Source organism: Haloarcula sp. Atlit-120R, from assembly GCF_003665885.1.
GTDB classification, from domain to species: Archaea; Halobacteriota; Halobacteria; order Halobacteriales; family Haloarculaceae; genus Haloarcula; species Haloarcula taiwanensis.
Genome location: NZ_QPLN01000011.1, coordinates 26,733 through 36,984, shown reverse-complemented (window position 1 = coordinate 36,984; position 10,252 = coordinate 26,733). Strand labels below are relative to the sequence as shown.

Genomic DNA, 10,252 nt, shown 5'->3' with positions numbered 1-10,252 from the left:
ATTCAATCCAGATGATACGGCATGAGCACAGACGTCGACTATGATCGACTTTCGTACACTGTCAGCAGCCGGTACCGCGAAGCAGTGGTTTCGGCGCTGACTTCCCACCCGTCGACGCCGTCGAAGATCGCGGCCCGTACTGACGACGACATCTCGCACATCTCGCGTGCGCTGAACGAGCTCCGCGAGAAGGATGTGGTCGAACTGCTGGTCAACGAGGACCGTAAGAAGGGGCGCGTGTACGCGTTGACTGACCACGGCGAGACACTGGCCGACGAACTGGAGGGGTGGGACGACGAATGACACTCCAAACATCCACTGAAGAACACGACCGAGCGTACAAACTCGAAAACTACCGCACGTGCGAACTGTGCAGCGAGCCAGTCGACGGCGGCGTCGAAGGGATTGTCGAGCACATCGAGGACGAACACGATCTCGAAGCCCTCGCACACGAAGTCTCACACAACTGGACGCCCCACGAGCCAAGTGCGGTTCACCTCCCCAACGGGACGGTTCACTTCGGCGGGTCTCGACACGGGCCTGAGATGGTCGACACGACGTGCGGGCTCACTATCGAAGTAAACGACTTGGACGGTATCGAGAACCTCCGCAACCTCATCAGCTACGACCACGCTGACGCCGAGGCCTACTGCGGTAACTGTGTCCAGCTGACGAAGCGTCGCTTCGGGCGAGATTATCTGCCTAAACCGCTACAGGAGCGAGAACAATGAGTTTCGAAGTCCCAACTGAAGACGAGTATTACCCGGCGAAAGTGGCAGTAACGTTCAAAGAAAACGGGACCCTCGGAATCAAGTGCCCAAAGCCGTCTGAATACTTGTCCGAACATCCCTCGGGGAACCTTCAAAGACAGGCTGAGAAACTCGCACACAAGAAGTGGGGTGGAGATGCGCCGGAAACGCACACGGTCGAAGTATCGCGCTCTGGGGAACTAAACTACCTCGGGGAGGGCGATCTTCGATGAGCGAAACCGAAGAGATCCCGCCGCCGAAGTCTGAGGAGGAACTGAACCAGATACCCAACCTGTCCGAAAGCGATCGCGTCCACGTTGAAACACATGGCGACTGGGACGCTGACCGAACGCTCACTGTCGAGCAAGTCGACGCCGATCCAGAAAGAACGGATAATCTGAGCATCACTTCTCAGGACTCGCAGGTAGTTCTGTCGGGGTACGGAACGGAGTACCGCCTCACCATCGACCGCTCGTGGACGAACGCGTGGCAGCGCGTCACTCTCAGCTGGCCGTCGCGGCCAGAGGGTATTTCGGTCACTGATATCGGGGTGATCGACTCGTGAGCATCTACGGCACTGACACGCCGCTGGACCGCGCGTACAACTTCTACGTCCGTGTCCAGATCGCCGGGATCGACTGTTACAGCATCGTGGCCGAAACCCGAGACGAAGCCGAGTCGCTACGGGCGATCCTCGACAGCGCAGACGGCGTGCAGGAAACCGAGGTGGTCGAGTCGTGAGAAAGCACTTCTACCTCATTACGGAACATAACGACGAGAGCCGCGTCGGTGGCATCAGCATCACCGATAGCCGGCTATCGCGCGCCTCAAAGAACGACGAGACCCCAATCCATCAGATCGATCACGAGCAGGAGGACTTCGTTGTTGTCGGCAAACAGGTGGCGCTCGGCTACGTTGATTTTGACGACGAAGACGACTACGAAAACCGCGTCAGCGATGCAATCAAGGACAAACTGACGGAGATCGACACCGAGTGGCTGGAGAAGGCCGGCGTCGCAGAGGTGCTCGAAGCGTGAGCGAGAACACCTACGAGCCCGACTTTGATTTCGAAGAGGGAGACACGGTGCTCGTTCGTGTCCGTGAGAACGGCTCTATCGTCGTGAAGTTCGAGGCTACCTGTACGGATATCTCCGACCCCAGCGGTATCGGAACGTCGCGGAAGGCACGCTTCGAGATGCCCTTCGGCGTGATGAACTCCGTGACCATCTGCCCCTACGAGGCCGAGTTCGAGGTGGTCGAGGATGACTGAGGATTCTGGCCTCTACGACAAGTACGAGGTCTCCAAAGACGGCGAAGCCGTACCGAACTGCTTCGTCCTCGAACCCGAGTCCGACTCGGCGGCTCGTGAAGCGCTGATTCGCTACGCCGAAGCGACCAACGACGAAGAGCTGGCCGAGGACCTGCGTGAGTGGGTGACGGACCTCTGTACACGGGGTGAGGCAGATGACTGACCTCATCGACCGCGCCACAGCGGAGAAAGAACGCGGCCTGCTCGAACAGGATTACGCGGAACCATGCCCGAACTGCGGCGGCGTCGTTTTCGAATGGTGGGATTCCGATACCTGCCGCGACTGCGAGGGCTCCAGTGATGAATCATCTACTGAACAGACGCGGCTGGTCACCGACGGCGGCCGGCAAGTACTGTCGGCCGATGCTGTGGACGCGGCGCTGGGGAGCGCCCACAGCCGAGTCACGTACACGAATTGCTCGCCTGGCGACCCGAACTATCCGTTCCCGGATGGCGGTCGGCACGCCTTCTGGGCGGATCTGATGTCCGGGCTGGAGGGCCGCTGGGATTCGATCAGAGCGCAGGACGCTTCCGAGAAGAATAGCGAACAGAAAAGACTCGTCACCGACGGCGGGACGCCCGACCCCGACCCCGACGCCTTCTGCATCCCAACCATCGCGGAACTCGATGCGATGCGGGCCGCGGCCAACCTGTCGATGAAGGACCTCAGCGAGTGTGCCGGCTTCGTGGACAATCGCTGGTCGCACATCCTCAACAACGACGTCAACCCCCACACCCGGACCGTTCGGGCGTTCCTGACGACACTCCAAGAGTTCGACGGCCACACGGACACTGGCGACCAGGGCCCGGACCCGTCAACCAGCGAGATGGTCGAGGACGACGGGCCGACGGAGGTCGACGTCGACCAGATTGCCGCTCGGCTTGATCGGCTCGACCCCGACGCGGTCGGCGAAGATCCAGCCCCACCGGAGCCCGATGACAATCTGGTCACCGACGGCGGGCAGTCTATAGAAGATACTGACCAGGCGACGGGCCGATCACAGTTTGATGGTCCGATCGAACCCTCAGACTACGAGGCTGTCCGATCACGGCAGTGTGAAACGTGCGGTAAGCGGACCCAGCATGTTGCCCGGGATGGCAATCTCGTATGCACGGAGGACCACACGACGACTGACGAGGGGCAGCAGACGCTGATTCCCGACGGCGGCCAGGACCTCAAAAGCCCAGCTGAGAAACACCTCGCTGGTGAGACCGAGGTCACGTTCCAGTGTGGCGTCGCTGCGAGCAACCAATTCGGCCCCTCGGACCCGGAGTACTGCGGTCACGAACCGGAGACCATCGAACTGGACGAGCCGGCGTCTGTCGACGAGAACAACCGCATCCACGTCCCGGGCCGGCCGGTGGAATGTCCCGAGTGCGGGCAGCCCGTGGAGTTCGAGTTCAACGGGGTTCGGGTGATGTTCGCATGAGCGACACCGGCGACAGCCAGCAACTGAGAGTCCTCCATTCGGACGAGGACGGCACTCATTACACGTGTCCTGACTGTGGCGACTGGGTGGCAGAGTGGATGGACTGCCCGCATTGCGGCTGGTATGACGGTGATATGTGGAGGGCAGCCGTGAAGCGACGAGAGAACAGTACCGAAATCGCGGCGGCAGACCCTCTTGATTTGGAGGAATGGCGATGAGGGTCTACTACTCTGGCCCGTCGCCGGACAACCTCCGCCGTGCCCGCGAGCACGCCCCCTCTCACAGCCACGGTGCGTGCTGGACGCCGGCGAAGACGACCGTCTCCGGACTCGCGTCGGAAGTCCCGTACTTCGTCGACAACGGCGCGTTTTCTGGCACCTTCGAGGGCGAGGTGTGGGTCAACACGCTGGACACGGTCCTGACCGAACTCCCGCGGGACCCGGACTTCGTCGTGCTGCCGGACGTGCCCGGCGACGCCCAAGCGACCATCGACCTACACCGCGAGTGGCTCTACGACAAGCCGCTCCCGCTCCGGAGCGGCGAGTTGATGCGCTACTGGGTCATCCAGCCGGGCCTCCCCATCACCGACCAGATGGACCAGATTGAGGGCTGCCAGGGCGTGTTCGTCGGCGGGTCGAAACGCTGGCTGCGTGCCCACGGTGATGAAATCGTTCGCGAAGCCCGCAAGCGAGATCTCCTGACCCACGTCGGCAACCCAAGCGGCGCTGAGGGGTTGGCGTGGGCCTACCGGACTGGCTTCGACTCGGCGGACACGACGACGATCTTCCAGAACGGCTACTGGCACTACCTCGACCGACTCGAAGCGGCCACCCAGGAAACCGGGACCGGTAACCCCACCGACCAAACCCAGCTCGAACTGGGAGATGCGACACTCGCCGCCGACGGAGGTGAGCGGGATGTCTGAGCACGACGACCTCAACAGCGTCAACCGAGAGGACACGAAGTACGGCGATCGCGTCGGCGACGCACTCGATCGGCCGGCCCCCGAGCCCGAAACCGAGCCGGCGGACCACGTCAACGTCGGCACGCACTACCTGACGGTCAACGACGAACGCGAGGCCATCGAGCAGTACAACGGCCTCCAGTGGACGTTCGTCATTGAGGCGGGCACGATCACGGCCGTCGACTGTTCGCACTACTGCCCCGGCCCCGGTCATGTCGATCCGATGGGCTTCCGGGCGTGGGACGACGTGCCCGAACTCGTCCGAGACGAAGCACTGTCGGCGCTGAACGGCCACGGCCGCGAGGGCGACGTGGTAGACATCGAGGCCGTCGACGAGGCCGCGGAGCGCTCGCTATGATGGCCGCCGACACCGGCACCACTCGCCGTCCGGGCGCGTGGGACCTCCGGCCGGTCGACACGCGCGACGACGCGTATTTCGTCGCCAGACAGTGGGAGCACTACTTCGGCGTCGAGTATCGGTGCAACGACCAGCTGCCCTGGCCGCTGGCGCACATCCTGGGCTGGACCGACGACGAGCCCGACGCGCCGATCGACGCGGCGGCCTACGTCGCGACTCACGAACAGGTCCGGATCGGCTGTGGCGTCGCCTCGCTGCGAACTCACGACCAGACCGTCGACGCGTTGCCACGAGGCAGATTCTCGGCTGGCGCGCTGGCCGGCGACCGGAACGGCTGGTTGCTCCTGGGCGCTGTCGACCCGGCGTGGCGGGGCCGCGGGATCGGCCGCCGACTGTTCGAGGCCCGACTGTCGTGGCTCACCGAACGCGGCCCCGACATGATGTTCGCCTTCGGCTGGGAACGCGACGGTCGTCCCTCCAGCCGGCCGCTGTTCGAGCGCTACGGGTTCACGCCGGTCCAGACCTTCGAGCGCTACTACGCCGACGACACCGACGGCGCGAAACGCTCGTCGTGTCCGGACTGTGGCGCGTGGCCTTCGACCGACCGCGAGTGTACGTGCCCGACGACGCTGTGGGCACTCGACGGCGACGCAATTCCCATCCGACGACTCCCGAACCGCCCGCCAACCAGCGATTGCTACGAGGCAGATTCATGAACGCAGACCAACAGACTCCCTTCGACCGACTGTTCGTACAGGACGCCGACGACCGACCCGACGAGATCGTCGTCGATGAACTAACCACGATGGACGCCGAGGCGTTTGTCGCCCAGCTCGACGCGCTCGCCGAGGCCGCCGAGGCCATCACGACGATGGCCGAAGACCTCGAACGCCTGCGCAAGACGGGCCTGTCCGACGAGGATGCCCGGGACCTCATCTACGGGCGCAACAGCGACCTGACCAAGACGGAGATCGAGGCGCTGGTCGGCGCTATCGACGACGTGCGTGCCGGCACGACCGGCTCGTATGACCCCATTGAGCGCTTGCTCGCCGACGTATCGGACCTCTCGCTCTCGGAAACGCGCGAGTTGATGGGCGAACTCGACAGACTCCAGCGGCGCTACGGGGGTGTGGACGGTGAGTAAGACCGGTCACATCCCGACCCCAGAGGACGGGGCAATGGATGTCTACGTCGACGGCGAGCGTGCACAGTTCCGTGACGGCTACCGCGACGGGGCAGAGGTCACCCATCGCGACGAGAACGGCGTCCTGTCGGTGTTCATCACGGGCAAGGAACGCTTGGGCATCACCAACGTCTCCGGCGAGTTCTGGGCCGACGAGGATGATGCCTTCCAGGTCGACGGCCAGCAGGTTGAGTTCGAACACGAGCGCACCGACGACGAGGGTGTGCTCCGGTTCGAGGCCGGTGACGACGACTTCACCGTCGAGATACGGTCGGTCGGGAAGGATTCGGGCGGTGATGCCGGTGAGTAGTCTCGGTGGGCATCTCGAACCCGAGCAGCAGGCCGGTCACAAGTACGATGTGCAACTCTCTTACTCGGTGGAAGTGTCCCTATCAGTGCTTGCTGGCCACGTAGAACAGGACGCCGTCGACGAGGCTGCCCTTCGCGTGGACTTCGGCAGTCTGGACCACGTCTCGGACTGGGACCTCGTTCACAGCGACGTGGAACCGATTGAGAGGGTCTGGGCTGACGACCCACGCGCCGAACACATCCTTGAGTACGGGACTCCGACAGCGCCGAGCGAGGATACGTACTGGGACGACAGCCGCCACTTCGGCCCCACCGATACCGACACCGGAGCGGATGGTGATGACGGTGAGTAAGACTGCCCGGAAGCGCCTGTCCTGGCCGCGCCACCGTCGCGAGGACGGGACGCCCATCGTCGGCTACACCTGCGACAACTGCGGCCACGAGGTCGAAGCGCCCTACACGCCGTCCCGACTCGCACGCTGTCCGAGCTGTGGCGGGAACCAGCAGGGCGTTCGTGGGTGGACCGTAGAGGAAACTGTCGACACCCGCCGCATCCGACTCCGACAGCAACTCGCCGCCCGCTACGGCCCCGCGGACTACCCGCTCGGCGAGGATGGCACGGTGTGTGCGGCCTGCGGGGCGACCGAGGACGTGCATATCTGCCCCGGCGAAGACATGGACGACTTTCAGTATCGCTGTGACGACTGCCGCCGGTTCCCGAACTACTGGTGGCAGCCCGGCGACCATCCGTCGCTGCTGGTGCGGGACTGGATCGAGACCTGCGACCGCTGCGACGCGGAGTTCACGGCCGTCTTCGGCGTGACGTTCTGGATCGACACGCACGGGTCGGGCTACCACGAGGAGGACCTGTGCCTTCGGTGTGCTGACACTGGGCGCGTCCGGCGGGCCTTGGAGGACGGGCGATGAACGAAGTAATCGACTGCTGGGACGTGGACCTCGATAGGGACGCTGAACAGCGGTTCGTCGAGTGCCACGGCCACGTCAACGAGATTGCCGTCGGCACGGTGCTAGAATACGATGGCTGGCAGTGGGCCGTCGTTACGGAGCTGGCCGCCGACCGCGACGAACCGATGTTCGGGTTCGTCCTTGTGGATGAACTCGGCGACGCCATCATCAAGCGGCTAGAGAAAGCCGGTGGGTGTCGCCAGCACTACGAGGCCGTCAAGCACCTGAGAGACGGCGACCACGAGTACTGGACCCCGGTTGACTACGTCGTTACCGACGACATCTGGACCGTCCGCGGACCGGTACATCCTGGCCACCGCGACGACTCGCCGGAGGCCGACCATGCCTAAGGAACTGACCCTGTGCCAGCCGATCCCGCCACTGTCGCATACCGACATCGAGGACCTGAGCATCACCCATACTGGCGACGGCGAGGTCTACGCCCGCGGTATCGAGTTCCACGCCGGCGGCCGGACGTTCAACCTGCTGGATAAGGACGGTGACGGCGTCGTGGATTTCGCGTTCTCCTTTGGGGCTGGCCCGGACTGGTGTGTCGACCACGAGGCCATCCCCGAGCCCGCGATCGCCCGGATCGAGATGTGGCTCGAACCGCTGGACCTGACCATCCCTGAGGGCATCCGCGCATGACGGTCTCGGGCACCGCTGCTGACGGCGTAGTCACGCTCCAAGACGACGACAACGACGACGCCTGGATACGCGCGGAGTATCGCGACGGCTGGGTCGGCCGGAAGCTCATGAGGGACGACGGGGACGCCTACGCCGATATGGTCCATCCGTTCTACTTCCGATGTCGCTGCTGCCGGGAGTATCGCACGACCGAGCGCTGGGGCGCGGGCTCGCCGTACTGTCCGGGTTGCGAACAGCGCTGGCACTGTATCGGCGATTGGCTCGAGGCAACCGAGGATGGGGAGCTGCCAGAGCCGACGACCTGCCCCGAGTGTGGGTCCGTCGACGTCGAACTGGAGATTCTGGTTCCGTCGACGTGCAACGACTGCGGCACCGAGTTCTCACGGGAGGGACTGACAGCATGACAGAAACGCCCGTTGACAATCGCTCGAACGCGGTGCTCAGTGACGACCGGGAGTACCGCTACCGACTTACGCGGACGTGGGACACGGACAAGCCCACGGTGGCATTCATCATGCTGAACCCATCGACGGCCGATGAAAACGCCGACGACCCAACGATTCGGCGCTGTCGCGGCTACGCCGAGGACTGGGGCTACGGAACGCTCGTCGTCGGCAACCTCTTCGCGTATCGAACCTCGGACCCCGAGGACCTCCGTGGCGTCGACGATCCAATCGGGCCGGACAACGACGCCCATCTCGAAGCCATCTGCCAGGAGGCAGACAAGGTGATCGTGGCGTGGGGGACCGACGGCGATCTTCTTGACCGCGAGCGCGAAGTTGTCGAGCACCTCGACGCCGATCTGTACGCGCTGAATACGACGAAGCACGGCCATCCGAACCACCCGCTGTACCAACCCGCTGATGCCGAACCGGAGCTGTTCGAACTGGAGGATTCAGCATGACCGACGCCGTCCTCGACGAACACGATATCGCGCTCGATCAACTGGAGTACCTCAAGACTACGGGCAACGTCTGTGCGGACGGCAGCATGACGGGCTGGACGTGGCTTCGCTACCACGAGGGCGACTGGCAGGCCCTTCGGTTCGCCACTGAAGCGGTCCATACCAGGGAATATATCCATGGCGAGGTTTGGGATCGCGAGCGGGTCGTTGACTGGCTCGTCGACAATCCCGTGACGATGCACCCGCAGTCGTCGGCCTATCGCTGGTCGCCCGACTCGAAGACAGTGTGGGACTACGCCGACGAACAGGATGCCTTCAGCGACCGCGACCGGTGTGTCTGGTGTGGACACAGCGACCGAACGCGGTCACTTGGGGTGTACGAGACTGTTGAGGACGGCACGGTTGGTCTCTGTGAGGGTTGTCGCGACGACTGGGACCGTGCTGGTGAACTCGTCAACGGCGAGGTGCTGGAATGAACTCCGACAAGGCCGCCGCAGTCCGAGACTCAATCAACGGGTGCCCTGACATCGTCAACGATGACGACCGTCTTGACTATGGAAACGCACTGTTTGAGACGACGAAGTATGGAAACCAAGTGACCATCGGCGGCGAGTTTGTTGAACCGTCTCCGACGAAGTTCAAGCCGGCATACATTGAACAGTCAGGAACGATCGGCGACGGGAATGGGGCCGAGCGGCCAGTGTATGTCGTCGTTCTCGAATCGGTGTGGCTGAACAGTCAGGATGTGCGCTCGCTGTCTTCGGAGCTGATTTACGAGGTCGCCAAGCACGACTGCCGCCTCCGATTCTACCCACCCGAGCATCGCCTGGGCGGCACGATCTGGGTGACCGACCACTTCACCGAGGACCTCTCGAACACCGATGGCGACCGGTGTCCGGACTGTGAGGGGACGTACTGGAAGCTCCGGGACGGCGAACCCGAGTGTGCCCGGTGCGGCCATCAGAAACACAGCGACGCCACTGAGCGCGAGCAGGTCACCGTGGGGGACTACACGTGAGCCGCTACGATAGCGAGAACATCCGGACGGGCAAACGCCTGATGCGCTCGCCGCTGACCGACGTGGTCTATCTGGTCACGCGGTGGGTCGACATCGAGGGCAACAAGGAACGCGCCCTAGAGAAGGAAACACTCTCGGAACCGCCCCATGACTACACGCTCCCCGGCGTCGAGGGCCTGGACACGTGGCCCCGTGGGCCGCTGGGGAACGAGCCAACGGACACACGGACGACGGTGGCTATCGGCTTTTGCCCGCGTTGTGGGGCGAACTGCCGGGCGACGACGGCCGTCCGGGGCGTGTTCGTCTGTCGCTACGGCTGTGGGTATCAGTGGTCCGACGAACGCGCGGGCGACCAGCAGCGTGATATCGAGGACTACTTCGTAAAGGGAGAGACGTGAAAAACCACTACTTTCA

General features: G+C 63.5%; 24 protein-coding genes. All 24 read left to right on the top strand.

What is annotated here, in order from left to right; genetic code table 11:
• Positions 1–21 precede the first annotated feature (21 nt).
• From DVK01_RS20515 to DVK01_RS20400, 24 genes are read left to right on the top strand one after another with little or no spacing between them, the layout of a single operon-like run.
• On the top strand, positions 22–303 hold the full coding sequence (locus tag DVK01_RS20515) for a winged helix-turn-helix domain-containing protein (protein ID WP_121538674.1): 282 nt from the start codon (positions 22–24) through the stop codon (positions 301–303).
• The gene (locus tag DVK01_RS20510) at positions 300–731 is read left to right on the top strand and encodes a hypothetical protein (RefSeq protein WP_121538672.1); all 432 of its coding nucleotides are present in this window, start codon (positions 300–302) and stop codon (positions 729–731) included. Before DVK01_RS20515 ends, DVK01_RS20510 begins: the two co-directional genes overlap by 4 nt.
• A complete protein-coding gene (locus tag DVK01_RS20505) occupies positions 728–982 on the top strand; it encodes a hypothetical protein (RefSeq protein ID WP_121538670.1) in 255 nt (84 codons plus the stop codon). Before DVK01_RS20510 ends, DVK01_RS20505 begins: the two co-directional genes overlap by 4 nt.
• A complete protein-coding gene (locus tag DVK01_RS20500; protein ID WP_121538668.1) occupies positions 979–1,314 on the top strand; it encodes a hypothetical protein in 336 nt (111 codons plus the stop codon). Before DVK01_RS20505 ends, DVK01_RS20500 begins: the two co-directional genes overlap by 4 nt.
• A complete protein-coding gene (locus DVK01_RS20495; RefSeq protein WP_121538666.1) occupies positions 1,311–1,490 on the top strand; it encodes a hypothetical protein in 180 nt (59 codons plus the stop codon). The genes DVK01_RS20500 and DVK01_RS20495 overlap by 4 nt, the downstream gene beginning before the upstream one ends.
• Positions 1,487–1,786 carry a hypothetical protein gene (locus tag DVK01_RS20490; protein ID WP_121538664.1) on the top strand — a complete coding sequence of 100 codons (300 nt, stop codon included), beginning with the start codon at positions 1,487–1,489 and terminating at the stop codon, positions 1,784–1,786. The genes DVK01_RS20495 and DVK01_RS20490 overlap by 4 nt, the downstream gene beginning before the upstream one ends.
• On the top strand, positions 1,783–2,019 hold the full coding sequence (locus DVK01_RS20485; RefSeq protein WP_121538662.1) for a hypothetical protein: 237 nt from the start codon (positions 1,783–1,785) through the stop codon (positions 2,017–2,019). The genes DVK01_RS20490 and DVK01_RS20485 overlap by 4 nt, the downstream gene beginning before the upstream one ends.
• Positions 2,012–2,221: a hypothetical protein gene (locus DVK01_RS20480; protein WP_121538660.1), complete on the top strand. Its 210-nt coding sequence runs from the start codon at positions 2,012–2,014 to the stop codon at positions 2,219–2,221. The genes DVK01_RS20485 and DVK01_RS20480 overlap by 8 nt, the downstream gene beginning before the upstream one ends.
• Complete coding sequence (locus DVK01_RS20475; protein WP_121538658.1) at positions 2,214–3,488, top strand: hypothetical protein; 1,275 nt, start codon at positions 2,214–2,216, stop codon at positions 3,486–3,488. The genes DVK01_RS20480 and DVK01_RS20475 overlap by 8 nt, the downstream gene beginning before the upstream one ends.
• Positions 3,485–3,706, top strand: a complete 222-nt coding sequence (locus DVK01_RS20470; protein WP_121538656.1) for a hypothetical protein — start codon at positions 3,485–3,487, stop codon at positions 3,704–3,706. Before DVK01_RS20475 ends, DVK01_RS20470 begins: the two co-directional genes overlap by 4 nt.
• On the top strand, positions 3,703–4,413 hold the full coding sequence (locus DVK01_RS20465; RefSeq protein WP_199722402.1) for a hypothetical protein: 711 nt from the start codon (positions 3,703–3,705) through the stop codon (positions 4,411–4,413). Before DVK01_RS20470 ends, DVK01_RS20465 begins: the two co-directional genes overlap by 4 nt.
• Positions 4,406–4,810: a hypothetical protein gene (locus tag DVK01_RS20460; protein ID WP_121538654.1), complete on the top strand. Its 405-nt coding sequence runs from the start codon at positions 4,406–4,408 to the stop codon at positions 4,808–4,810. Before DVK01_RS20465 ends, DVK01_RS20460 begins: the two co-directional genes overlap by 8 nt.
• Entirely contained in the window at positions 4,807–5,526 is a 720-nt protein-coding gene (locus DVK01_RS20455; RefSeq protein ID WP_121538652.1) for an N-acetyltransferase, read from the top strand. Before DVK01_RS20460 ends, DVK01_RS20455 begins: the two co-directional genes overlap by 4 nt.
• Positions 5,523–5,954, top strand: coding sequence for a hypothetical protein (locus DVK01_RS20450; RefSeq protein ID WP_121538650.1), 432 nt, complete (start codon positions 5,523–5,525; stop codon positions 5,952–5,954). Before DVK01_RS20455 ends, DVK01_RS20450 begins: the two co-directional genes overlap by 4 nt.
• A complete protein-coding gene (locus tag DVK01_RS20445) occupies positions 5,947–6,303 on the top strand; it encodes a hypothetical protein (protein WP_147435215.1) in 357 nt (118 codons plus the stop codon). Before DVK01_RS20450 ends, DVK01_RS20445 begins: the two co-directional genes overlap by 8 nt.
• Complete coding sequence (locus tag DVK01_RS20440; RefSeq protein WP_147435214.1) at positions 6,296–6,655, top strand: hypothetical protein; 360 nt, start codon at positions 6,296–6,298, stop codon at positions 6,653–6,655. The genes DVK01_RS20445 and DVK01_RS20440 overlap by 8 nt, the downstream gene beginning before the upstream one ends.
• Positions 6,648–7,229, top strand: a complete 582-nt coding sequence (locus tag DVK01_RS20435; protein WP_147435213.1) for a hypothetical protein — start codon at positions 6,648–6,650, stop codon at positions 7,227–7,229. The genes DVK01_RS20440 and DVK01_RS20435 overlap by 8 nt, the downstream gene beginning before the upstream one ends.
• Positions 7,226–7,618 carry a hypothetical protein gene (locus DVK01_RS20430; RefSeq protein WP_121538642.1) on the top strand — a complete coding sequence of 131 codons (393 nt, stop codon included), beginning with the start codon at positions 7,226–7,228 and terminating at the stop codon, positions 7,616–7,618. The genes DVK01_RS20435 and DVK01_RS20430 overlap by 4 nt, the downstream gene beginning before the upstream one ends.
• Positions 7,611–7,916, top strand: coding sequence for a hypothetical protein (locus tag DVK01_RS20425; RefSeq protein ID WP_121538640.1), 306 nt, complete (start codon positions 7,611–7,613; stop codon positions 7,914–7,916). The genes DVK01_RS20430 and DVK01_RS20425 overlap by 8 nt, the downstream gene beginning before the upstream one ends.
• Positions 7,913–8,320, top strand: a complete 408-nt coding sequence (locus DVK01_RS20420) for a hypothetical protein (protein ID WP_121538638.1) — start codon at positions 7,913–7,915, stop codon at positions 8,318–8,320. The genes DVK01_RS20425 and DVK01_RS20420 overlap by 4 nt, the downstream gene beginning before the upstream one ends.
• Complete coding sequence (locus DVK01_RS20415) at positions 8,317–8,820, top strand: DUF1643 domain-containing protein (protein ID WP_121538636.1); 504 nt, start codon at positions 8,317–8,319, stop codon at positions 8,818–8,820. Before DVK01_RS20420 ends, DVK01_RS20415 begins: the two co-directional genes overlap by 4 nt.
• Positions 8,817–9,296 (top strand): hypothetical protein, encoded by a 480-nt coding sequence (locus tag DVK01_RS20410; RefSeq protein WP_121538634.1) that lies wholly within the window; start codon positions 8,817–8,819, stop codon positions 9,294–9,296. Before DVK01_RS20415 ends, DVK01_RS20410 begins: the two co-directional genes overlap by 4 nt.
• Positions 9,293–9,838: a hypothetical protein gene (locus tag DVK01_RS20405; RefSeq protein ID WP_121538632.1), complete on the top strand. Its 546-nt coding sequence runs from the start codon at positions 9,293–9,295 to the stop codon at positions 9,836–9,838. The genes DVK01_RS20410 and DVK01_RS20405 overlap by 4 nt, the downstream gene beginning before the upstream one ends.
• On the top strand, positions 9,835–10,236 hold the full coding sequence (locus DVK01_RS20400) for a hypothetical protein (RefSeq protein WP_121538630.1): 402 nt from the start codon (positions 9,835–9,837) through the stop codon (positions 10,234–10,236). Before DVK01_RS20405 ends, DVK01_RS20400 begins: the two co-directional genes overlap by 4 nt.
• Positions 10,237–10,252: the final 16 nt, after the last annotated feature.

What these genes read in the sequence shown, in the direction of transcription:
- DVK01_RS20475 (WP_121538658.1), top strand. Translation starts at nt 2,214, where the DNA reads ATGACTGACCTCATCGACCGCGCCACAGCGGAGAAAGAACGCGGCCTG.
- DVK01_RS20430 (WP_121538642.1), top strand. Translation starts at nt 7,226, where the DNA reads ATGAACGAAGTAATCGACTGCTGGGACGTGGACCTCGATAGGGACGCT.
- DVK01_RS20500 (WP_121538668.1), top strand. Translation starts at nt 979, where the DNA reads ATGAGCGAAACCGAAGAGATCCCGCCGCCGAAGTCTGAGGAGGAACTG.
- DVK01_RS20420 (WP_121538638.1), top strand. Translation starts at nt 7,913, where the DNA reads ATGACGGTCTCGGGCACCGCTGCTGACGGCGTAGTCACGCTCCAAGAC.
- DVK01_RS20480 (WP_121538660.1), top strand. Translation starts at nt 2,012, where the DNA reads ATGACTGAGGATTCTGGCCTCTACGACAAGTACGAGGTCTCCAAAGAC.
- DVK01_RS20405 (WP_121538632.1), top strand. Translation starts at nt 9,293, where the DNA reads ATGAACTCCGACAAGGCCGCCGCAGTCCGAGACTCAATCAACGGGTGC.
- DVK01_RS20455 (WP_121538652.1), top strand. Translation starts at nt 4,807, where the DNA reads ATGATGGCCGCCGACACCGGCACCACTCGCCGTCCGGGCGCGTGGGAC.
- DVK01_RS20410 (WP_121538634.1), top strand. Translation starts at nt 8,817, where the DNA reads ATGACCGACGCCGTCCTCGACGAACACGATATCGCGCTCGATCAACTG.
- DVK01_RS20505 (WP_121538670.1), top strand. Translation starts at nt 728, where the DNA reads ATGAGTTTCGAAGTCCCAACTGAAGACGAGTATTACCCGGCGAAAGTG.
- DVK01_RS20510 (WP_121538672.1), top strand. Translation starts at nt 300, where the DNA reads ATGACACTCCAAACATCCACTGAAGAACACGACCGAGCGTACAAACTC.
- DVK01_RS20460 (WP_121538654.1), top strand. Translation starts at nt 4,406, where the DNA reads ATGTCTGAGCACGACGACCTCAACAGCGTCAACCGAGAGGACACGAAG.
- DVK01_RS20515 (WP_121538674.1), top strand. Translation starts at nt 22, where the DNA reads ATGAGCACAGACGTCGACTATGATCGACTTTCGTACACTGTCAGCAGC.
- DVK01_RS20450 (WP_121538650.1), top strand. Translation starts at nt 5,523, where the DNA reads ATGAACGCAGACCAACAGACTCCCTTCGACCGACTGTTCGTACAGGAC.
- DVK01_RS20425 (WP_121538640.1), top strand. Translation starts at nt 7,611, where the DNA reads ATGCCTAAGGAACTGACCCTGTGCCAGCCGATCCCGCCACTGTCGCAT.
- DVK01_RS20470 (WP_121538656.1), top strand. Translation starts at nt 3,485, where the DNA reads ATGAGCGACACCGGCGACAGCCAGCAACTGAGAGTCCTCCATTCGGAC.
- DVK01_RS20415 (WP_121538636.1), top strand. Translation starts at nt 8,317, where the DNA reads ATGACAGAAACGCCCGTTGACAATCGCTCGAACGCGGTGCTCAGTGAC.
- DVK01_RS20465 (WP_199722402.1), top strand. Translation starts at nt 3,703, where the DNA reads ATGAGGGTCTACTACTCTGGCCCGTCGCCGGACAACCTCCGCCGTGCC.